Origin of the sequence: Sodalis sp. RH24 (assembly GCF_047324145.1) — a bacterium.
Lineage (GTDB): Bacteria > Pseudomonadota > Gammaproteobacteria > Enterobacterales > Enterobacteriaceae > Acerihabitans.
This window is the reverse complement of sequence record NZ_CP178729.1, coordinates 1,411,241-1,433,342: the sequence shown is the minus strand read 5'-3', so window position 1 is coordinate 1,433,342 and position 22,102 is coordinate 1,411,241. Positions and strand designations below refer to the sequence as shown.

General features: G+C 54.9%; 21 protein-coding genes. 13 read left to right on the top strand and 8 right to left on the bottom strand.

Annotated features, from left to right (window positions below):
* Positions 1–144 precede the first annotated feature (144 nt).
* Positions 145–1,311 carry a metallophosphoesterase gene (locus tag ACL2XG_RS06620; RefSeq protein WP_410015538.1) on the bottom strand — a complete coding sequence of 389 codons (1,167 nt, stop codon included), beginning with the start codon at positions 1,309–1,311 and terminating at the stop codon, positions 145–147.
* Between the two features lie 351 nt (positions 1,312–1,662).
* Between ACL2XG_RS06620 and ACL2XG_RS06615 the strand changes: the two genes are divergently transcribed.
* The 10 genes from ACL2XG_RS06615 (at position 1,663) to ACL2XG_RS06570 (ending at position 11,770) form a co-directional block, all read left to right on the top strand.
* The gene (locus ACL2XG_RS06615; RefSeq protein WP_413722554.1) at positions 1,663–4,269 is read left to right on the top strand and encodes a sigma 54-interacting transcriptional regulator; all 2,607 of its coding nucleotides are present in this window, start codon (positions 1,663–1,665) and stop codon (positions 4,267–4,269) included.
* A gap of 191 nt (positions 4,270–4,460) precedes the next feature.
* Positions 4,461–4,940: a PTS sugar transporter subunit IIA gene (locus ACL2XG_RS06610; protein ID WP_410015536.1), complete on the top strand. Its 480-nt coding sequence runs from the start codon at positions 4,461–4,463 to the stop codon at positions 4,938–4,940.
* Positions 4,937–6,112 (top strand): glycoside hydrolase family 88 protein, encoded by a 1,176-nt coding sequence (locus ACL2XG_RS06605; protein WP_410015535.1) that lies wholly within the window; start codon positions 4,937–4,939, stop codon positions 6,110–6,112. The genes ACL2XG_RS06610 and ACL2XG_RS06605 overlap by 4 nt, the downstream gene beginning before the upstream one ends.
* Before the next feature lie 24 nt (positions 6,113–6,136).
* Complete coding sequence (locus tag ACL2XG_RS06600) at positions 6,137–6,628, top strand: PTS system mannose/fructose/N-acetylgalactosamine-transporter subunit IIB (protein WP_410015534.1); 492 nt, start codon at positions 6,137–6,139, stop codon at positions 6,626–6,628.
* A 14-nt stretch (positions 6,629–6,642) separates the two neighbouring features.
* Positions 6,643–7,446 carry a PTS mannose/fructose/sorbose/N-acetylgalactosamine transporter subunit IIC gene (locus ACL2XG_RS06595; RefSeq protein WP_410015533.1) on the top strand — a complete coding sequence of 268 codons (804 nt, stop codon included), beginning with the start codon at positions 6,643–6,645 and terminating at the stop codon, positions 7,444–7,446.
* Complete coding sequence (locus ACL2XG_RS06590; protein WP_410015532.1) at positions 7,439–8,278, top strand: PTS system mannose/fructose/sorbose family transporter subunit IID; 840 nt, start codon at positions 7,439–7,441, stop codon at positions 8,276–8,278. The genes ACL2XG_RS06595 and ACL2XG_RS06590 overlap by 8 nt, the downstream gene beginning before the upstream one ends.
* A 49-nt stretch (positions 8,279–8,327) precedes the next feature.
* Positions 8,328–9,287: a hydroxyacid dehydrogenase gene (locus ACL2XG_RS06585; RefSeq protein ID WP_413722555.1), complete on the top strand. Its 960-nt coding sequence runs from the start codon at positions 8,328–8,330 to the stop codon at positions 9,285–9,287.
* Positions 9,266–10,132: a Cof-type HAD-IIB family hydrolase gene (locus tag ACL2XG_RS06580; RefSeq protein WP_413722556.1), complete on the top strand. Its 867-nt coding sequence runs from the start codon at positions 9,266–9,268 to the stop codon at positions 10,130–10,132. The genes ACL2XG_RS06585 and ACL2XG_RS06580 overlap by 22 nt, the downstream gene beginning before the upstream one ends.
* A gap of 329 nt (positions 10,133–10,461) precedes the next feature.
* On the top strand, positions 10,462–11,160 hold the full coding sequence (locus tag ACL2XG_RS06575; protein WP_413722557.1) for an oligogalacturonate-specific porin KdgM family protein: 699 nt from the start codon (positions 10,462–10,464) through the stop codon (positions 11,158–11,160).
* A 34-nt stretch (positions 11,161–11,194) separates the two neighbouring features.
* A complete protein-coding gene (locus ACL2XG_RS06570) occupies positions 11,195–11,770 on the top strand; it encodes a DJ-1/PfpI family protein (RefSeq protein ID WP_413722558.1) in 576 nt (191 codons plus the stop codon).
* A gap of 31 nt (positions 11,771–11,801) precedes the next feature.
* Here ACL2XG_RS06570 and ACL2XG_RS06565 read toward each other — a convergent pair whose 3' ends face one another.
* The 7 genes from ACL2XG_RS06565 to ACL2XG_RS06535 form a co-directional block, all read right to left on the bottom strand.
* Complete coding sequence (locus ACL2XG_RS06565; RefSeq protein WP_413722559.1) at positions 11,802–13,322, bottom strand: glycoside hydrolase 43 family protein; 1,521 nt, start codon at positions 13,320–13,322, stop codon at positions 11,802–11,804.
* A gap of 148 nt (positions 13,323–13,470) precedes the next feature.
* The gene (locus tag ACL2XG_RS06560; RefSeq protein ID WP_413722560.1) at positions 13,471–14,313 is read right to left on the bottom strand and encodes a VOC family protein; all 843 of its coding nucleotides are present in this window, start codon (positions 14,311–14,313) and stop codon (positions 13,471–13,473) included.
* 65 nt (positions 14,314–14,378) lie between these two features.
* Entirely contained in the window at positions 14,379–15,098 is a 720-nt protein-coding gene (locus ACL2XG_RS06555) for an ABC transporter ATP-binding protein (protein ID WP_413722561.1), read from the bottom strand.
* Positions 15,095–15,874 carry an ABC transporter ATP-binding protein gene (locus ACL2XG_RS06550; RefSeq protein ID WP_413722562.1) on the bottom strand — a complete coding sequence of 260 codons (780 nt, stop codon included), beginning with the start codon at positions 15,872–15,874 and terminating at the stop codon, positions 15,095–15,097. Before ACL2XG_RS06550 ends, ACL2XG_RS06555 begins: the two co-directional genes overlap by 4 nt.
* The gene (locus tag ACL2XG_RS06545) at positions 15,871–16,758 is read right to left on the bottom strand and encodes a branched-chain amino acid ABC transporter permease (protein ID WP_410015523.1); all 888 of its coding nucleotides are present in this window, start codon (positions 16,756–16,758) and stop codon (positions 15,871–15,873) included. Before ACL2XG_RS06545 ends, ACL2XG_RS06550 begins: the two co-directional genes overlap by 4 nt.
* Positions 16,751–17,644 carry a branched-chain amino acid ABC transporter permease gene (locus tag ACL2XG_RS06540; RefSeq protein WP_410015522.1) on the bottom strand — a complete coding sequence of 298 codons (894 nt, stop codon included), beginning with the start codon at positions 17,642–17,644 and terminating at the stop codon, positions 16,751–16,753. Before ACL2XG_RS06540 ends, ACL2XG_RS06545 begins: the two co-directional genes overlap by 8 nt.
* A gap of 50 nt (positions 17,645–17,694) precedes the next feature.
* Positions 17,695–18,813, bottom strand: a complete 1,119-nt coding sequence (locus ACL2XG_RS06535; RefSeq protein ID WP_410015521.1) for an ABC transporter substrate-binding protein — start codon at positions 18,811–18,813, stop codon at positions 17,695–17,697.
* Positions 18,814–19,330: 517 nt separating this feature from the next.
* On the opposite strand from ACL2XG_RS06535, the gene ACL2XG_RS06530 reads away from it, so the two are divergent.
* The 3 genes from ACL2XG_RS06530 to ACL2XG_RS06520 are packed head-to-tail and all read left to right on the top strand — an operon-like array spanning position 19,331 to position 22,096.
* Positions 19,331–20,044 (top strand): GntR family transcriptional regulator, encoded by a 714-nt coding sequence (locus ACL2XG_RS06530; protein ID WP_410015520.1) that lies wholly within the window; start codon positions 19,331–19,333, stop codon positions 20,042–20,044.
* Between the two features lie 59 nt (positions 20,045–20,103).
* On the top strand, positions 20,104–21,261 hold the full coding sequence (locus ACL2XG_RS06525) for a M20 aminoacylase family protein (RefSeq protein ID WP_410015519.1): 1,158 nt from the start codon (positions 20,104–20,106) through the stop codon (positions 21,259–21,261).
* Positions 21,262–21,295: 34 nt separating this feature from the next.
* Positions 21,296–22,096, top strand: coding sequence for a pyrroline-5-carboxylate reductase family protein (locus tag ACL2XG_RS06520; RefSeq protein ID WP_410015518.1), 801 nt, complete (start codon positions 21,296–21,298; stop codon positions 22,094–22,096).
* Positions 22,097–22,102: the final 6 nt, after the last annotated feature.

The window sequence follows — 22,102 nt, the reverse complement described above, 5'->3', positions numbered from 1 at the left end:
TCAGGTAAAGATAATGAAAGAAGATCACTTATATTAGGCGAAAGGGCCTCATGGTCTCTTATATTGGCCATCGCCCGCGCTTCAAACCGTCTCCACGGGCGAGGGAGGGTGGCGCATCGCCGTACCCCATCACGGCGCCCACCATCAACCGGCAGGCGGATGCGCCACTAAGCGCAGGAGCGTGACTTCAGAGGGTGCGGCCAGTCGTATCGGCGGTCCCCAATAGCCCGTGCCGCGGCTGGTGTATACCCAAAGATCGTTGAGCTTGTCCAGCCCGTGTACGAACGGCTGCTGCAAACGGACAAAGAACTGCCACGGCAGGAACTGGCCTCCGTGCGTGTGGCCGGACAATTGCAGCGTGAAGCCCGCTTCCGAGGCGGCCGTCGCAGAGCGTGGCTGGTGGGCAAGCAAAAGCCGGAACAGGATATCGCCAGGGGCGCCGCGCATGGCTTTCTGCGGATCGCTTGCGTGCGCCGGGTCGAAGTTGCCGCCGCTGTAATCCGTCACGCCCGCCACGATGGCGCGCGCGCCGCCGTGGTTAACCACCACATGTTCGTTCATCAACACCTGGAAGCCAAGCCGGCGAAACTCAGCGATCCAGGTATCCGCGCCGGCATAATATTCATGATTGCCGGTGACGAAGAAGGTCCCGTGCCGCGCCGATAACGCGCCAAGGGGGCGGGTATCCGCCTCGAGCTGCGGCACGGATCCATCGACGACATCGCCCGTCACAGCAATCAGGTCCGCTTCAAGCGCATTCACGGTTGCGACGATTTTCTCGACATAACCGCGTTTAATGGTCGGGCCGATGTGGATGTCGCTGATCTGCACGATGCGAAAGCCGTCCAGCCCCGCCGCCAGTCCCGCGATAGGGATGTCGATATTTTTCACCGGCGCGTTCCGGCGCGCGTTGTAAACGCCCAACAGCGTGAGGAGTATGGCAACGAGCGGTACGCACAGCGCGCTGACGGCGGTGAACTCCGCCGTCGCCGCGGTGACGCCCGGCAAACTGTCCACGGCATGCAGCAAAAGCAACACTATATCGCGCAGCGCTGTCAGCACCAGCAGCGACGAGAAGAAGCCCATCGTGAGTAATCCCGCCCACGCCAGCCGGTCCGACAGCGGCTGTTTTTTTATATTGCGCGCGGCCATGCCGACCGGGATCAGCACAGCAGACATCGCCAGCAGCAGCGCCGCGAGCCATTTGAATGGCGTGCCGACAGGCAAGGCGGCAATGAGCCGCACGCCGATATACACATGCAACAGCGTGACTATGCTGATGAGGCGAATGAAAAATGCGGAGCGGAGCATAGATAATCTTTCCTTGTTACATGATATCACCTCTCTCAGGATAGCCGAATTCACTCTCCCGCGTCAGCGTCTGACGTTATCCCCCAGCGGGCGGCGGGGCACTGCTGACGCTGTATAAGGACGTGCAGATGCCTGACGGCATAGCAGGTTATGACGGCACAGAGACGGCCGGCGGGCATAGGCCTAGCCGCCGCAGGAGGGCAATGGTATTGTGAAGGAGATCAAATAATAGTTAAAACACGGTTTCATTTTTTTATAGTTCGGTGGAGAGTGCTCAGTGTTTAACGGGAAAAATAGTGTCTAGTGTCTAACTATTCCTTCCGGGCATCGTTTCTCTTACGGATTGTCACCATGACCATGTCAGCAAAAGATAAACTGTACCAGTCCATATTGACCCATTATTCGGGCAATCACAGCGGTTTTACCGCGCTGGATTGCGCGAATTTAGTGCCGATCGGCCGCAGTGTAATCAGTCATTATCTCAATCGGTTATGCGATGATGGGAAATTAATCAAAGAAAACACCCGGCCCGTACGTTTTTTTGTCAATACGGCACAAACACGATCCGTGCTGGCGCGGGTGGAAAAAAAAGCACTGGATGCCTTCAGCCGTCTGATTGGCGTTGAGGGAAGTCTGGCGCAAGCGGTATTAATGTGCCGCTCGGCGGTAGATTACCCCACCGGCGGCCTGCCGGTGCTGCTGGCCGGTGAAAGCGGGGTGGGTAAAAGCCATCTCGCCAGCGTGATATATGACTACGCGCTGGAACGGGGCGTCATCGCGGCGGATAAACCGCTTATCGAGCTGAATTGCGCCGATTATGCCAATAATCCTGAGCTATTGTCCGGCACATTATTTGGTTATATTAAGGGGGCGTTCACCGGCGCCGACCGGGAGAAGCGCGGCGCCTTCGATGAGGCGGACGGCGGTTTTTTATTTCTTGATGAAGTCCACCGGCTCTCCGCCGAAAACCAGGAAAAGCTGTTCCTGTTTATGGATAAAGGCTATTTCTACCGCCTCGGTGATAATCGTACCCGTCGTCCGGCCAGTATTCGGTTTATTTTCGCCACCACAGAAAATATTGATACCGTGTTGCTCAATACTTTCCGCCGCCGCATCCCGGTGCGCGTCACGCTGCCGAATTTCATCTCACGTCCGCTCACTGAACGGGTGGCGCAGGTCGAGTATTTTCTGCATTGCGAGGCACGCAGCCTGGCAAGGGATATTCATCTGGATGCCGCCCTTATGCATCAACTGGTCATGTCGCCGATCAGGGGCAATATCGGCGAATTGAAAAACCAAATTAAGGTGATGTGCGCCAGCGCATGGAGCGACGGGGATAACGCGAAATTTATCACCCTGAATTCGCCGCACCTCCATTCCGGCGGTGGTGAAATGCTGTTGATTTCCCACCGTGACCGGGCCGGTGACGTTGATGTGTCGATGTTGCTGCCTAAAGCGATGCGCGATGACGTCATTTTCAAAGAGTTCTGCCACAGCGGCAATACGCTGTTGCTCAATCGCAAGCTGGAACAATTGCTGACGACGATCGGCGGCGTTCTGAATCCGGCCTCGCCTTACAGCGGTTATGTCTGGCAAAACACCATGCATGCCATCAATGAGCTGGAGAACTTAACCGGCCTGACGTTCAGTCAGGATCACCGCAAAGCTGTCTGGCTGTGCCTGAATTACGCTTTACATCATGCCGGCGGCGCAGCACAGGCCGATGAGCTGCGGGCGATAACCGATTATGTTTCCAGCAAGGCGCGGTTGCTGGCCGGTGAGTGCGTAGACCTGTTGCGACAGCACGTCGTTAACGAGGCTTTTTTACTGTTGCCGCCGCTGCTCGGCAGCGCATTTAACACCCTGGCCGGTGACGATGACCTCATCCAGGGGGTGATTGTTTCCCACGGACGCTCCACGGCGTCCAGTCTGGCGGGTATCGCCAATCAGCTGACCGGCGGTTATATATTTAAAGCTTTCGATATGCCCAACGCGACCTCGACACGCGAGATCATTGATATGCTGATCAAGCACCTGGACGCCATCAAGCAGAGCGCCGGATTGATAATCCTGGTGGATATGGGGTCGCTGAAGGCGATTTATGAGGAAATAAAACTCCATCTGCATGGCGAACTGCTGGTGATCAATAACGTCAGCACTGCCATGGCGCTGGATATTGCCTCAAAGATCCAGTCACGCCTGGCGATGAAGGACATTATCGACAGCGTCAAAGGCGCCTATGAAGTGGAAACCCGCTACTATGCCGGCGTGCTGCCGGGAAATAAAATTATCATTACCTGTATTTCCGGCGAAGGCATCTCGCACAAACTCAAAGATATCGTGCAGCGTTATCTGGCCTGCGATCAGATTGATATCGTCACTATGGAATATGACGATGTGAAATGGAAAATCGCCCGCTCTGACCCGGCGCTGAACGGCACGCGGCTTATTATCACTACCACCGATCTGGATGCGGGCTATATTCCGCTGTTAAGCGTGGAACAACTGATTAAAGAGAAAACCGCCGTATTGCGCCGCGACTATTTTACCGATCTGCTGACCTCGGACGGACTGGAAACAATGATTGACGAGGTGGTTAAATTATTTACTGTGGAAGGCGTTGCCGGCAGGCTTAACTTTCTCAATCCGGTGGTGATCATTGATGAGGTGGACGCGGTCATTAAGCAGTACGAATCCTTTTATAAAATACATTTCGAAAGTTATCTGCGCATTAATTTATTTATGCATCTTGCCCTAATGATTGAACGCGTCATGGTCAATGCCGGGATGCGTAACCGTGATGACGCGCAGCTAACCGCTGACCAACACGCCTTTGTCGCAGGGCATGACACCTTTTTCCTGGCGCTGAACCGCAAATATCACATCGCGCTGCCCGTCACCGAGGTTCTGATGATTTATGAAATCATGGAGCCCTGGATCGCCCCACAGCCGGCGTGACCCTGTCCTTTGGCCTTGCGGCATACTTTACCGTCGGGCACATGTTTCCACACTCGGTTTTCCAGTGCTTTAAACAGAAATATTAGTGTGGAAAACAATAATTAATCCTTTGTTTTTAAACAAAATTTATTTAATGGCATAGCTCTTGCATTGCCAGGGCGGGTTATCAGTAATCATTTAAGGAAAGCGGAATGCGAGAGGTCTTTATCGCCAGTCATGGCCAGTATGCTAAAGGCATTATTTCCGGGCTTGATTTACTTATCGGCAACGATCATGGCGTCACTCCCATATGCGCTTACTGTGGCGACATTGGCTCCACGGCTGATTTGACACGGCGCTTCAACGCTATCGCGTTGGAAGCGGCGCGGCGCGGCAATGAGCTGGTGCTGTTTACCGATATGAAAGGCGGTAGCGTTAATAATACGGCGATTCAAGTGATGATGAATTTTCCCCATATGCATGTGATTAGCGGCGCTAACCTGATCATGCTGATGGAGTTCTGCATGTCGGAACTCGCGGAAACGGCGGCGCGCATCGCGGAAGCTATCCATATGGCCACCCAGGCCATGCAGTATATGAATACGCTGCCGGAAATTGTCAGCGCGCGCCAGAATCTGGGCGGCGCTAACCGCGATGACGATGATTTCTTCGCCGCGGAGGAAAAGCAATGAGCGTCGTGCTTGAATCCCTGGACCCGCGTTACGCTGCGGGGCAATCCTATTTGACGCCGGCATGGCTGCAGGCCGCGATTGGCGACGTGCTGAAAAGCATCGATGCCATGTTGCCGCGTTTTACCGCCACGTTCCCAGCGGCCAGCGCGCGGGACGGGCGTTACCCGGCGGTAGAGAAAGTGGACTGGACCGAGGGCTTTTGGACCGGCCTTCTATGGCTGGCCTGGGAGGTCACCGGTGACGACAAATACCGCCGCTGCGCGCAAGGGCTGCTGGTAAGCTTCGAGGAGCGTCTCGACCGGCTGATCAAAGTGGATACTCACGACCTGGGTTTTCTGTATCTGCTTTCCTGCGTCAATGCCTGGACGCTGACCGGCAATGAACGTGCACGCGACCTGGCGTTACGCGCCGCGGAATTGCTGTACCGCCGCTTTAACCCCACCGCAGGCGTTATCCAGGCGTGGGGGGATTTAAGCGATCCGGCGCGCCAGGGGCGCATGATTATCGACTGTAATCTGAATGTGCCGTTGCTGTTCTGGGCGGCGAACGAAACCGGCATCCGGCAGTGGCGGGAGGCGGCCCGATGCCATTTGGCGCAGGCTTCACGTTATCTGGTGCGCGACGACGCCTCCACCTTTCATACCTTCTACCTGGATATCCACAACGGGCAACCGTTGCGCGGCGATACCCATCAGGGGGTCAGCAATGATTCCTGCTGGTCGCGCGGGCAGGCTTGGGGGATGTACGGCTTTGCGCTCGGCTTTAATCACACCGGCGATGCCGCCTATACCGAGCTGTCGCGCAAGCTGAGCCACTACTTTCTTAACCGTTTGCCTGATGACTATGTCTGTTATTGGGATTTGATATTCAAGCCGCAGGACCACGCATTCCGTGATACCTCCGCCGCCGCGATCGCGGTGTGCGGGCTGGCCGAATTACTGAAACAACTGCCGCTCAGCGATCCGCTGCGCCCCGCTTATATCAACGCTATCGGCCTGATGATGCGCAATCTGCACCAGCATTATTTCGCGCATCATGAAGACGGCCTGCTGCGCGAGGGGGTATACAACCATGGCCGCAATATGGGCATTAATGTGCCTAATCTCTGGGGCGATTATTTTTATTTCGAAGCGCTGGTGCGCCTATCCCGTATCTGGACACCCTACTGGTAAAGACGAATAACAGGAGAAAAAAACATGATTTCATTGGTTCGTATTGACGATCGATTAATCCACGGCCAGGTGGCGGTGGTATGGACTAAGCACCTGGGCGTGAACCGCATTCTCGTGGCGAACGACCAGATCGTGGCCAACGACGTGCAGAAAATGTCGCTGCGCATGGCGGCGCCGGATACGGCGAAATGCGCCATCATGTCGGTTAAGGACGCCGGGGATACCCTTAACGATCCGCGCTCCGCGGACATGAAAATCCTGGTGATCGTCAACAATGTGGCCGATGCCCGCCGCCTGATTGAGCAAGTACCCGCCATCAAGCACCTGAACGTCGCCAATTACGGACGTATCACCGATAACCTGGCGGCTAAAACCAAAATCAGCGACACCGTTTATGTGACGCCGCAAGACGTGGCGGATTTCCTCGCCATTGCCGGGTGCGGCGTAAAAGTGGACTACCAGGTGTTGCCTTCCCACCCGGTGAAAAATCTCATTGAGATGCTTAATAACGCCTGAAAAGCGAGGACAGTATGTTAACTCCGGCATTACTTGTTGCTCTGGTGATGTATATCGCCAAATTCTTCGACCACACCCTCGGCCAGCCGTTAATCGAACGTCCGCTGGTCTGCGGCGCCATGGTGGGATTGGTGTTGGGCGATTTTCAGCAGGGCATCATTATCGGCGCCAGCCTGGAACTGATTTTCCTCGGCACCATCACTATCGGCGGCTCGGTGCCCGCCGATCTGGCGGTGGGTTCGGTGCTGGCCACCGCCTTTACCATCCTGACCCATGCCGAACCGGCGGTGGCCGTGGCGCTGGCATTGCCGATAAGCCTGCTGGCGGTGTTTGTCTACCAGGTGCTGAAGCTGGTGTACACCGCGCTGGTGGAAAAATATGACGCCCTGCTTGAACAGGGCCATGATCGCGCGGCGCTGGGCCTGACCTTTGGCATGACGATGTTTTATGGCGTGCCGTTTGCGATCATCGCCTTTTTCGGCGTGCTGTTCGGCACCGACGTTATCCGCAGCCTGGTGGAGAACATCCCCGATACCGTGATGCGCGGCATGACCGCGGTGGGCGGCATCCTGCCGGCGCTGGGGTTCGCCATCCTGCTTAGAGCGCTTTGGCATCGCAATATCGCCGCCTTCTTTTTTATTGGTTTTGCGCTGGCGGCGTATTTGAAACTGCCGATCATGGGTATCGCCATTATCGCCGCCTCCATAGCGGTTTACCTGTGCTTTAACGAATTCAATCAACTCAAATTAAACAAACAAAACGCCGGCAATGCGCATGCGGTTTCCGTCGACGATAAGGATGGGTTCTTTAATGACTGATATCCAGATAAGAGACACTGTCGCCTATAGCAGCGATAAAGACGAAAAGAAAATGTTCCGCCAGTTATTTATCCGCCAATTCCAATTGCTGGGGGCGATGAATTTTACCCGCATGGAGGGCTTGAACTATGGCTGGGCGCTGGCGCCGATGCTGCGCAAAATCTATCCAGAGCCTCATCGCTATCTGGATGCGCTTAAGCGCAATAGCCAATTTTTCAATACTAACCAGCATCTGGCGCCGTTTATTATGGGTTTGACGTTATCGATGGAAAAGGAGAATGCCGGTAATCCGGTATTTGATACCTCGAGTATTAACGGCATTAAAGTGGCGCTGATGGGTCCATTTGCCGGTGTAGGCGACTCATTTTTTTACGGCGTGCTGCGTATTATCGCCACCGGCATAGCCATTGGCTTGTCTTCGCAGGGTAACCCTCTCGGGCCGCTGTTGTTCCTGCTGATATACAACATTCCCAGCTATTTGATTCGATATTACGGCGGGGTCATGGGCTACCGGCTCGGGTCGAAATATATCGCCGAGGCCACCCAATCTGGGCTGCTGGGGTGCATCACTAAGGCGTCCTCCATCATGGGGTTGATGATGGTAGGGGCGATGAGCGCCTCGATGGTAAAGTTCACCACCACGTATAAAACCACCATTGCCGGGCAGCCGTTCGTGTTGCAGGAGATCCTCGATAAAATTTGCGTTGGGTTGATTCCGCTCCTGCTGGTGCTGGTTTGCCTGCGTCTGCTGAATAAAAAGGTCAGCCCGAACAAAGTGCTTATTGTGCTGATTGTGCTTGGCTTCGCCGCCGCCGGCATCGGCATTGTCTAACCCCCATCCCCTTTTCATGCGAAGAGGGGATGACTTATGGACTCAGGATATGCTTTGTCACGCCGCCTGCTTTTCCAACCAGCCTGAAAAATTTTTGCACGTTTTCTCCCGTGGCCGTTGGCAACGGCTTTCCGCGCTATGCCGGCTTTACCCGCGTATCGTGACGCAGGATATGCTGGCGCAGGAATTACCAAAGCTGGCGCAGGTTGAGGTGATCTTCTCAAGTTGGGGAATGTTTCCACTGAGCGAACGGCAGCTCGATCAATTACCAAAACTGAAAGCGGTGTTTTACGCCGCCGGGACGACGCAAACGTTCTCAGCGCCATTGCTGTCGCGGGGGATAACCGTGGTCAGCGCCTGGCGGGCCAACGCCGTGTCGGTGGCGGAATTTTGTCTGGCGCAGATCCTGCTGGCTTGCAAAGGCTATTTCCGTAATCATCGCGACTATGGCGCTCCCGCGGTATTTGATGACCTGAGTAACCGGCATCCTGCGCCCGGCGCTTATGGGGAACAGGTGGCATTGCTCGGCGCCGGAGCGATAGCACAAACGTTAACCGGCTTGCTGGCGCCATTCGAGCTTGACGTCGTCAGCGTGCCGTCGCGCGCTGCGCGCCGGACGGTGTCGCTGGAGCAGGTGTTTGAAACGGCGTTCGTTATCAGCAACCATCTGCCGAATCGTCCCGATAATGTCGGCGTGCTGAATGGGAGTTTGTTTCGCCGCATGCGCCCTGGGGCGGTGTTTATCAATACCGGGCGCGGCTTACAGGTGAATGAGCCGGAGCTGATTGAGGTATTCAGCCGGCGCCCGGACCTTACCGCGTTGCTGGATGTCACCAAACCGGAACCACCCGTGGCCGATTCGCCACTCTACCAACTGCCGAATATCCAATTAAGCAGCCACATCGCCGGCGCGTTGAATCATGAAACCCAGCGCCTGGCTGACTGTGTACTGGCGGAATTCAGTCGTTGGCTACAAGGAGAAGCCCTTTGCCATCAGATAATGACATAACCGCTGCTGCGAGAGGTAGCTGCTATCGCCTGGTCGTTTTTGATCTGGATGGTACGGCGTTGACCCCGCAAAAAAAACTCACCCCGCGGTTCAAAGACGCGGTACAGCGCGCAGCCAAGCTTGGCGTCACGATCGCCCTGGCCTCGGGACGTTCATTGGACAGCGTGCGCAATGTGCTGCGGCAATTACCGTTGGGCGATATGCCTGGTTACGTCATCGCCTGTAACGGCGCTATTATCTGGAGCCAGCAACAAAGACAGTGTATTGCCGAGGAATGTCTCGACCACCGCGATGTCCTGATATTGAGTCAGCTCGGCCGGCGGTTGGGGTATGCCTGCTATATGCTCGAAAATAATCAGCTACTGACTGATTTTCCGCTCACCTCAGACGCGGGCGGGCATCTGTTTAGTCAACTGCCGGTGATGACATTGCCAGACGGTTGGCAGAATACGCCGCGCCGCCCGCCAAAAATGATGTTTATCGAGCAAAAGGAAAAAATCGACGCGTTACCGATATTGATCCCTGCGGATATCGCCGGATGCTATCATTTTGTTCGCAGTGAGCCTAACTATTATGAAGTGATGAAAAAGGGCGTACATAAAGGTTCCGCCTGCCGAACTTTGGCCGCACGTCTGGATATTCCAGCGAGGCATATTATCGCAGTGGGCGATGAACAAAATGATAAAGAAATGCTTTTCTTTGCCGGCGTAGGGGTGGCAATGGGCAATGCTGCGCCAGAAATAAAATCACTGGCCGATTGGGTGACGGATAATAACGAACATGATGGGGCAGCAAAGGTTCTTGAGCATTTTGTTATTAACAGTAAATTATTTGAGTGTGATTAGGTTCAAATTTAGTGTTGATGATTGCCCTGAGTTTTTTAAACACAATGTTATAGCGGGCGTATTATTTTTGGAGTGTAGAAAAAATAACGATATATACAAATAACCCATTGTAAATAAAGAAATTAATAATCTGGCATAACAATTGCTTTATTGTCATGTCGGCGAAAAGTTTTAACTTTATTTCTTTTAGCCGATAAGGATAAGGTAATGAATTTTTTGATGAGATAAACAATATCGTTGTCATTTAATAAGCTGATACACGGAATGGCTGTTTCCGTGGGTCCCTGTTTATCACAAATGATCAAACAAAAATAAGAGCAGGATAGAATATGAAAAAAATAACTTTTCTGGCCATAGGTCTGCCTGTGGCCTGCTGTACCCTGAACGCCATGGCATCCGCTACCTGGATCGACAACCGTTATGCACATACCACCGCATCAGAGAAAAACCAGTATAAAATTGGCGCCGGTCATATTTTTGATAATGGGGCTGGTGTGCTGGTCTCGTCAATGTATGATTTGGGCCAGGATTTCGGTCAGTTGAGAAGTTCTTTTCAGGAATATGAGGGATGGTATCCGGTACCTTTAGCCGATAAATGGAGTATTACCCCAGGTGGCTTAACGGATATTGATAGTGGCGGCACCAAACTGGCGCCCTATGTCAGCCTGGATTATAAATTCAGTAAAGTTTTTAATGTATCAACGCGTTATCGTTATAATCACATGACCCACCAGGAAAGGGACTATAATAATGAAATGGATTATAATGATAGTCATCAAATTGATCTGTTCCTGAACTATCAGGCCACGGATAAATTATGGCTACAGCTTAATCCTGAGTTTTTCATTAATACCGGCGATTATTATGCTTCCAATGGTAAAAAAACCCATTGGGAACCGAGCATTGTCGCCCGTTACCGTGTTAATCAGCATTGGATGCCCTATGCGGAAGTGGCATGGCTGGACCAGGATCAAAATAATGATAATCAGGTGCGGTTCCGTTTAGGAATTCGCTATTATTTATTCTGATAAAGGGGGTGGGTGAGCGGCCCACCCAAACGCTATGAGAGTAAAACAGGTGGCGCTATTATTGGCGCCGGGATTTGAAGAGGCCGAGGCGATTATTATCCTTGATGTGCTAAAGCGGCTTGATATAGCGGTAACCATGCTGGCCTGCTGTGCCACTCGCACGCTGGTCAGCTACCACGGCCTGCATGTAACGGCTGATGCGTTAATCAGCGAAAGTCCAACGGCGCTGTACGACGCGGTCGTGATCCCAGGCGGCCCCCTCGGGGCGCAAAACCTCGCTGAGAACCAGGCCGCGATCGATTTTATTCGTCGCCATGATAATGCGGGAAAATGGCTTTGCCCGCTATGCTCAGCGGCCGCACGCGTCCTTGCCCCGCATAAGCTGTTAAAAGGACGCCGTTATGTCTGTTCCGGCACTTTGTCGGCTACCGTTACTGACGGCGTGTATGTCGACGCCCCGGTAGTGGAAGACGGTAATTTATTAAGTGGACGGGGGCTGGGGACGGCGTTCGATTTTGCCTTTTCCATTGCAATGCGTTTAACCGGCGATGAGGCGCGGATACGCCGGCAGTCCGAACATATTTACCATCGCTTATCCCTTGGGCTGTAGCGTCTGTGGGGCGGATTTACCGCCCCCGGCGTTATTTTTTCTTAACTGTAAAATAGTCAAAGTGGATATTTCCGTTGGAATGGTGATTCGTTGAAGCCGCATAGATACCCATTTTAGCGCCGACCCATTTTCCCGCGCCGGCGGAAAACCGTGGCGATACCGTTGCCCAGGCCTGCCCTGCGGCGTGATAGCGGAAATGGCAAATCCCGTCATCGCCGACATCGCAGGCCAGCGCCAAAAGCCGATAATCGGTGACATCAGCGACCGGCACCCTGTGCTCCGTCAAGATACCGCGCTCGCTTATCCAGCCATGGCGCAAGCCAAGCCATAGGCGCTTTTGTTCTAGATACAGCGTCAGCGCGGCGTAGCGTTCTCCATAAACCATCAGCCCGCCTTCATCCCCGGGTTGCAGAAAGTGCGGGGTAACGCCGCAGCACACGGAAAAACGGACGGCTGGAAATTTCTGCAGCAGGAGCTGTGGCGTCGTATATAACGCCGGTACGCCATTCCAGGCAGCTAAGGGCGCGCAGCGCAGCCGTAGCCCCGGCCGGCCGGGGCTTATCCAGTCGTCAGCGGGATTGGCCTGCCATTGCCACTGCTTACCGGGGCGGCCGTCGGCAAAATCATCGCTGGACTGGATTTCGCCGGGGCAGTAAGGCAAATCGGGTATCGGATGTATGAGCACCGGTTGCCCTTTGCCGGGTTCGTCGCTGGTCTCGCCGATCAGCGGCCAGCCGTCGTCGAGCCAACGCAGCGGCTGCAAATGAACTATCCGGCCATACAGGCCTTTATCCTGAAAATGGAGAAACCAATCCTCGCCATTCTCCAGCGCCACCCAGCCCCCCTGATGTGGACCGTTAACAGAGGTGTCGCCCTGGTGCAGTACATCGCGACTTTCCCACGGCCCCTGAAGGCGGGCGGCGCGCAGCACGGTTTGCCAGCCGCGTTTTACTCCGCCGGCCGGAGCGAATATCCAGTATTCGCCTGCGCGTTTGTACAGCTTTGGCCCCTCAAGCGTCGGATGGGAGGGCGTGCCGTCAAAAATAATCTGCCCGTCATCCAGCAAACGCGAGGCATCTGGCGTCATCTCGATTAACTGAAGCTTATTTTTGATGCCGCTGCGGCTATAGGCGAAGGCATGGACCAGCCATGCGCGGCCGTCGTCATCCCAGAACGGGCAGGGATCGATCCAGCCGGACACTTTTTGCAGGCAATGCGGCGCGCTCCATTCCCCCAGCGGATCGGTGCTGTGACAGACAAAAATACCCTCGTCCGGGGTACTGAAAAAAACCCAATAGCGCCCGGCATGATAACGAATACTGGGGGCCCAGATGCCCTTGCCGGGTTGCACTGCGTTATAGCTGGCAAACGGCAGCCGCGGCACCACATGGTTGACCAGCGTCCAGTGGATCAAGTCGCGCGAGTGCAGCAGGGGCAGGCCGGGAACGTGATTAAAACTGGACGACACCAGCCAAAAATCGCCGCCGGTCCTGATGATATCCGGGTCGGCATAGTCGGCGTGGATAATGGGATTTTTATAAAATAAAGACATTGGCCTGTTCGCAGTTGTGTAGAACCTGACAGGATGATAAGCAATTTTTACGCCAAGAATTAAAATTCATACATATCAATATATTGATATTTGTCATGACCAGTAATCGCCCTGGGCGGCCTTGTGTTGAATGCCTGCGCCTTACAACTTATTCGCGAAAACTCAGTGTGACCTTAAATGCCGCGGCCGGGGAAACAACAACCCTGTTATGGGTTGCGCTGAACCGGATATCTCCTTTCTCCAGGACGGCTCTTACCTGTGCCAGGGACGATACCCGAAACTCCAGTGCGCTCATTCTCGTTTCCCCGGCGTAATCCTCCGGCAGGGCGATAAACGCCTGTCTGGCTTGCTCGGGAGTGATAAACCGCAGCCGGGTTTTCCCCGCCTGCAGGAAATATTCCCCGCCCATTTTGCTGAACGCATGTTGCGGCCCGAACAGCTGCGCATAGATCTGCATGGCGTTTTCCGTATCGTCCGCCACCATCACAAACCCGCAAAGATCCTGCACGCCATTCGGATGTTGCCGCCACGCTGGCTGCCATACCGCATCGGGCGTCAGATGCTGGCAGAAAAAACTGAAACCGTTGGGAATCCGGCGGGCATCGATACGGGTGATGCAAAACCGGGCTTCAACAATGCGGCTATCGGGCAGGGTAACCCGGCGGGAAAAAGCGGTCGGCGGCTCGGCTGCCAACCGGCAGGCTTGTAACTGCCGAAAGGCCGCACCGGCATCGCCCGTTTTCCAGACCAGACCGGCTAAGCCCAACGGCGGTTGCCACAAACCTTTAGCGGCGCCGGTGTTATCTTGTTCATAGCCCAGCAGTTCCAGGTAGTTTTCGCCAAAAATCGCCAGATGATTACTCGAACCCATCGAGTGATGCCCGCGTGCGGTCAACTGAAATCCCAGGCGGAGAAATAACGCCCGCGCGTCGTCAAGATGATCGTCAACATTGATCACCGCGTGATCGATCACCGGGGTTAACTGAGACATAGCCTATTCTCCCAATCTGTTTGTATTGGCGTCGTTGAACATGGGGTGGAGGATAAAAGCATGGTTTACGCGGTGCGCCCTCCAAAGTAGAGTTCGCTCATGCGCGTATCGCTAAGTAAATCACGGGCATTGCCGGTCAGCGCGACGTTGCCGAGCGCAAGAATATAGGCGCGGTCGGAGATATGCAGGGCTTCCATCGCATTTTGCTCGACCATCAGAATAGTGACTTTTTCCAGCTGGCGGATGGCCTGAATCGCGCTGAATACTTCGTCGAGCATTTTCGGTGACAGCCCGGCTGAAGGCTCATCCAGCAGCAAAATGGCCGGTTCGGGCATCAGCGCGCGGGTGAGGGCCAGAATCTGCCGTTCGCCGCCGGACAGCGCCGAGGCCGGCGCCTGCCATTTTTTCCGCAACAAAGGATACATTTCGCAGAGTTGTTCCATGCGCCGTTTACGTTTGGCCGGCGGCAAAAACTGGCCGCCGGTTTGCAGATTTTCCGCCACGCTCAGGCTGTTGAACACATTATCGAGCTGCGGAACAAAACCCAGCGAGCATTCGCGGACTTTGCGGTGGATCGGGATGGTGCCGGTTTCCTCGCCGTTAAGGCGAACTTCGCCATGGCGCGGCGTCAGAAACCCGGCGATGCATTTGAGCAGGGTGGATTTCCCACAGCCGTTCGGCCCGAGCAGGGTGACGATTTCCGCCTGGGAAACGTCCAGCGAAATGCCCTGCAGAATATCCACGCCCGGGGTGTAACCGGCGACGACATCATGAATTCTGATCATACGGCCTCCTTCAGGGCTCGGCTTGCGCCGCCGAGATAGGCATCCAGCACTTCCTGGTTTTTAGATAAATCATCAGGATGGCAACTGGCGACGATATGCCCGCGATCCAGCACAATGCAACGCTCGCAAAGCGATGTTATAAAGTGCATATCATGCTCGATGATAACCAGTGAAATACCGTTGCCGCTAAGGGTTTGCAGCGTCGCCACCAACTCCTGACGCAGTGTCGGGTGTACGCCGGCCATCGGTTCGTCAAGCATCAGGATGTCCGGATCGCCCATCAGCGCACAGGCAATGCCCAGCAGTTTTTTCTGGCCGCCGGAAAGCGCCGCAGCGGGCAGATCCCGTACTTTGGTCAATAGCAGTGTGTCGAGCAATCCGGTGGCTTTCATCTGATCTTTCCTCTCAGCCCGCCGCCCGGAAGGCAGTGAAAATAGCCCGTTCCAGATACCGTGATGACGGGTGCCGGCGGCCATCACCACCTCCATGACCGTCATTTTCGCCGGCATGGCCGGGAGCTGGAAGGTGCGCGCAATGCCTGCCCTGATGATGCGGTGTGGGGGCATTTTGTCGATGCGCTCTGCGCCGGCGGTAATCGTGCCGCTGTCGATGGCGGTAAACCCGGAGATCGCGTTGAGCAGGGTGCTTTTTCCGGAACCGTTCGGCCCCAGCAGCCCCAGGATCTCGCCTTTTTGCAGGCTAAACGTGACCGATTTCAGCACCTGATTGCCCCCGAAGGCTTTGCTGATGTTGTCCACGAACAGAGATATCGTCATGGCATGATCCTCAGCTTTTCAGGCAGAATACCGCCCGGACGCAGTAACAATCCGATCAGCATCACCAGCCCCACCAGCCCGAGGCGCAGCGCGCCGGTCAGATCAGAACTCATCTGCAGCCAGTCTTTGGCGAAGGGAATAAAGTTGTATAACCCTTCGACCACCACCACCCCAGCCAGCACCCCGCGCACATTGCCGATGCCGCCGATCATCACCATGCTCCAGATAAGGAAGGTTTCGGAAGAAAGCAGGTAATCCGGGCTGACGTAGTTGGTGTACCAGGCAAGCAACATCCCTGCGATAGCGCACATTACCGCGCTGCACATCAGTGCCCGGCATTTGAGCCACAGCAGTGAATATCCCAGGCACATCGCCAGTTGCGGCTGTTCGCGCATCAGCCGTAAAGCACGCCCGAACCGGCTGTTGCCCACGCGTACAGAGATAACAGTACAAAGCGCGATACACAGCAGGACCAGCACGGTGAAGATCAGTACATCCTGTTGTTGCAGACCCGTAGACCACGGCGCAGAAATGTTGCCGATCCCCTGGCCGCCGCCGGTCAGTCCTTCTTCGTTGATCACCGCAATACGGATGATTTCCGCCAGCGCCAGCGTGGCGATCCCCCAGTAATCGGCGGAAAGCTGACGCCCGAGCAGCGCCATGACGGCGCAGACCATCATGGCCAGCACGATCCCGGCCGGGATCACCAGCCATAAAGGCAAGGAAAACTGGCTGCCGATCCCGATGGCGTAAGCCCCGATACCGACAAACGCGATATGACCGAAGTTGAGCAAACCGGCATAACCGGCCTGCAGGTTAAGCGCCAGCGCAATCATCGCGTAAATGCCGGCGATGCAGAAAATATGCAACAGAAATTCAGACACGGCGCACCTCCCGGTTGAATAAGCCATAAGGGCGTAGCAGCAGGGCCAGCAGCAGCATCACGAACGACGCCGCGTTAATCCAGGTAGTTGGCATAAACACCATTTCCTCGCCATACAGCCATCCCCAGTTAATGTTGGTGACCAGTGTTTCCGTCACGGCAATCAGCAGCGCGCCGAAAATGGCGCCCATCGGGTTGCCCAGCCCGCCGAGAATGGCGGCTGCCAGTACCGGTAGCATCAGGTCATTTCCCTGGTTGATATAGGCGCTGCCGTTCATGGCGATCAACGCGCCGCCGACGGCGGCGATCATGCCGGCGATCATATTGACGGTGTGGATGATGGCTTTGGCATTCAGACCGGATGCCGCCGCCAGCTCGCGGTTACTGGCCAGCGCGCGAATGGAACGCCCCTGCGGGGTGAAAAACAGTAAAAAGTTGAAGATAAGAATGATGGCGACCGTGGCGACGAGGCTCCAGCATTCGTCAGCGGAAATGCGGATTTCGCCCCACTGCCAGGTATTGCCGATCGGCAGGTGATAGCTGACGGGCGCCGATCCCTCGACGCCTAATATCAGTGCAATCATGACCATCGAGACGGCGAGGGAGCCTATCATGGCATTCGCCGCCCCGGCGTTAAGCAGGCGCTGAAACACCCAGTGATGCAGCAGCACGGCTAAAATGCCGCACGACAGCGCTGAAAACAACACCGCCAGCGAAAAAGGCATGCCCATTTTCATGCCGCCGGCGGTCAGGAAGGCCCCGACCATGGCGTACTGTACATGGGCGATATTGGCAAACCGTACCAAACCGTAGACCAGGCTCAGCCCGAGCGCGACCAGGGACAAATCGGCGGTGCGGATTAGCGTATCAACAATAAACTGCAACATGATGCTTTCCTGAACAAAATGACACAAGGAAACGATCGCGGCCGGTGACCTTAGCGCGCTACGGGTTCGCCGTTAAAGGCTTTCACCTTCAGGTAAGGTTGGGTCTGGCGCTGATTATCAGCGTCCAGATTCAGCGTGCCGGTTATGCCGGTAAATGTCGGCGCGACCGTTTTCATGGCGGCGATCAGCGCCGCCGGGCTGGCGTCGTGGGCTTTATCGATGGCCGCCGCAGCCAGCATGATGCTGTCATAGGCGTAGCTGCCGTAGACGGAACGGGGTTTTTCGTGGAAACGCTGCTGATAGTTGTCGCCGTAACTCTGGCCGTCGGTTTTTTGCGCCATGCCGGACACTTCCATGCCGATCTGCCCGTTGGTGTATTGCGCCGGTGAATCGGCAATCGCCATGGTCAGATACATGCCATACCACGGCGTTTTGCCCATGCCCAGTTCCCAGGCTTCACGGTTCAGGACGATGGCGTCCTGGCCGTAGCTGGTGTAGACATAGGCGTCAGGTTTGGCGCGGGATAGTTGCTCCAGTTCGCGGCGGTAGGAAGGCTGGCCGCTGGCGTACAGCACTTTCGCCGTCACTTTACCGCCCAGCTTTTCAAACGCCTGCCTGAACTGCTGCGCCATGCCCTGGCCGTAAGCGCCATCCGGCGCGATAAAAGCGACATTGTGATAACCCTGTTTCCACACGTCATCGGCGGAAAAACGGGCGGAAAGATCATCCAGGCCGATCACGCTGTAAGAGGATTGGCCAATTTTTCGTACATCCGCGCTGGTGCCGGAAATGTTGATGTGGACCAGATTGTTCTTCACCAGATACTGGCCGATGGGAATGGTGACGCTTGAGGAAAAATCGCCCACGACCAAGGGCACTTTATCCACCTGGGTGAGTTTCCTGACCGCATTCAGCCCTGTTACCGGGCTTCCCGCCGAGTCTTCCACCACCACATCCAGCTTTTGTCCCGCGACGCCGCCTTTGGCATTGAGCTTCTCAACGGCCAGTTCAATACCACGACGCTGATCTTCACCAATGCTGGCGCTGGTACCGGTTAAGGGCAGGATGGCGCCCAGTTTGATATCGGCTAAAGCGGGAGGAACGGCGCTCAGCAACGGCAGGCTGGTCAACGCAGACAGAATAACGATACGGCGAAAGCGGGTTTTCATTAGGGTTCTCCGGAGCTTTTAGTACTACGATAAAGTGAATAAACAAGTGAATACACTTATGTTCAAAGGCAAGTTTTATGCCATGTGTACACTTATTAAAAAAACAACGCGTGAAGGGTGGGGCAAAAAGATCAAATAATGAAGGAAAACAACGGAAAAAGGTGTAATAAAAAAGGTTAAACCGGGCAGGGCGCTATGATTCATTTATCCAGATTTAAAATATCTCTTTCCGCGACAGGACTATTTCTTCACTTTTTTAGAGCAACAGTCGCACTGCAATAGTGCAACTTGATAATTAATGGATAAATAATAGGCTTAAATAACATATTGTTATTAATTACCTGATATATAAGTATTAATTAAAGTGAACGCAAAAGTGTATGCAATCATGTGTTGAGTGAAGTTTATTCCTGTGATATCACTTTAAACATTACCTATTATTGAATATCTGCTGCAATGTTAAATATTGAGTATTAGCACGGTGTCAGCAAAAAAATTAAGCGCAACAGGAGACTCAGTGATTGTTCCAAAGAAAAAGCCCCGCAGTGCCGACAGCGTTGAGAAGGTTTACGAGAAGGTCAAACTACTGGCTATCGACTACCACTTCCGACCGGGCGAACGTGTTAATGAGGTCGAGCTGTCCGGCCAGCTCGGTGTGTCAAGAACACCCGTACGGGAAGCGCTGAACCGCCTGTCGAAAGAGGGTTTTATGCGTTTTGTCCCCAATCGCGGATTTTATGCCCGTGACATTACGCCGGAAGGCGTGCGCGAATTATATGAAGTACGCATGGTGATTGAGCAGGCGACATTCCGCTTTGCCTGCCAGCGCGCGACGGATGAAGAAATCGCCGTGACCGCCGCTATCTGGGAAGCGATCAGCGACAAACAGCCGGACGCCGGTGAGATCACTGACTGGACGGAAATAGCCAAAGCCGATGAGAAGTTCCATATGGAAATTGCCCGCATCTCGCATAACTCGCGTCTGTACGAGATGCTCGACAGCCTCAACTCACTCATCCGTTTCTTCCGCCGTATCGATCTGGAAACGCCAAGTCGCCGGATTAACGCCTACGATGAACATGTCGACATTATCTCCGCGCTGCGTCACCGCGATGCTGTCAAAGGCGCGCAGTTAATTGAACGGCACGTCTCGCTCAGCGCGGAACATGCGGTTGAAGTGACGAAAGAAGGGCTGGCACGTATTTACTTCGGTAAAAAACAGACGCTGTGACGTTGTCGCCGGATTTGTGAAAAAACCGATATATCAATGCAGATCACCACAGAGGATCTATGGTCGTCATTTCCCAACACATTATCGACCAGGCAAAACAGTTGCGCCGTGAATTCCACGCCCGGCCTGAGCTGGGTCTGAAAGAACACGGTACCGCCAGGAAAATCAGCGAGCGTCTGTTGTCCTTCGGCCTGGAAGTACACAGCGGCATTGCCGAAACCGGTATTGTGGCGACGCTGCGCAACGGCGCAGGGCCATCGATTGGCTTACGCGCGGATATCGATGCGCTGCCGATTCAGGAACTGAATGATTTTGCTCATATCTCGCAAAACCCTGCCCTGATGCACGCCTGCGGTCACGACGGACATACCGCCATTTTGCTTGGCGCGGCGCGTCATCTGAGTGAAAACCGTCATTTCCGCGGCACGGTGCATTTCATTTTCCAGCCTGCTGAAGAAAATGCCGGCGGCGGGAAGATGATGGTGGATGAAGGGCTGTTTGAACGCTTTCCGATGAGCAGTGTTTACGCGCTGCACAACTGGCCGGGTTTGCCGGTCGGCGACGTCGCCGTTAGCCAGGGGCCGATGATGGCCTCCCAGGATAATTTCTATATCACGCTGACCGGAAAAGGCTGCCATGCCGCCATGCCGGAGCTAGGCGCCGATCCGGTGGTTGCCGGCGCGCAACTTATTTTGTCGCTGCAAAGCCTGATTTCACGCCGCTTATCGCCGCTGGAACAAACGGTGATCAGCCTGACGCAGCTTCAGGCGGGGGAGGCTATCAACGTGATTCCCGAAACGCTGCATATGTCCGGTACATTGCGCTGCCTGAGCAACGAAACGCGCGTCACCTGCTGGCGGCTGATTGAAGAGTACGTCAACGCCGTGCCGTTGCCCTATGGCGTGCGAGGCGAGGTCCGCTGGGAATGGGGTTATCCGGTGACAAAAAATCATCCGGAGCAGGCGGAAGCGGTGCGCGCGGCGGCGCTGCATTCCCCCGGCGTGACGCGGGTGCATTTCAATAATGCGCCGTCGATGGCGGCGGAGGATTTCGGCTATCTGCTTGAGCGATGTCCCGGCGCGTATTTCTGGCTGGGCGCCGATGGCGCAACCCCTTCTGCTTCCCTGCATAACGCGCGTTATGACTTTAACGACGATCTTATCCCGCTGGGCATCGGTATATGGGCAACGCTGGTGAACAGATTGCTGAAAGACTAATTCTCACACTGTTTTCATTTTTACGGAGTCAATTATGAGTCAGATTCATTTTGTCGGCGCCGGTCAGATGGCGGAAGCGATTATTCGCGCAGCCCTGAGCCGCCAGGCCGTTTCGGCCAGCCAGATTACGCTTATGGATATTGATGCCGGGCGCATTGCCGCGCTGCGCGAGCGTTATCAGCTTGCTTCGCCGCTGAATGACGGCGAAGCGCTGGCGGCGGCGGAATACATCGTGCTTGGCGTCCGTCCGCAGGACGATATTGCCGGCGTGGCGAAGCATATCTGCCAGCTCGCCTCGCCGCAGGCGACCATCATTTCGATCATTGCGGGCGTTACCCTTGAACGCCTGGGCACATTGTTCGGGGCTACCCGCCCGATTGTGCGCACCATTCCCAACACCCTGACTGACACGGGTTTTGGCTACAGTGGCGTGGTGTTCAACCCGCACGTGCAACCCGAGCCGCTGATGCCGTTTCTGGAAAGTTTCGGCAAAGTGATGCTGCTCGAGGAACGGCTCATTGACGCCTTTACCGGTTTTGCCGTCGCCGGGGTGAATTATGTGTATTACTTTATTGAATCGCTGACGGATGCCGGTGTGTTGAGCGGATTGTCGCGGCCGCAGGCCAGTAAAGTGGTTTGGGAGAATCTGATCGGCGGCGTGGAAATGCTGAAAGCCAGCGGGAGGCATCCGCGTCAACTGATGGACATCAACAATTCGCCTGCCGGTGTGGGAATCAACGGATTGTACGAACTCAACAACAGCGATTTTGCCGCGGGGTTGCAGCGCAGCGTGATGACCGCAGTCAGAAGAACGACGGAGCTTTCTAAAGGTTAGACCGAC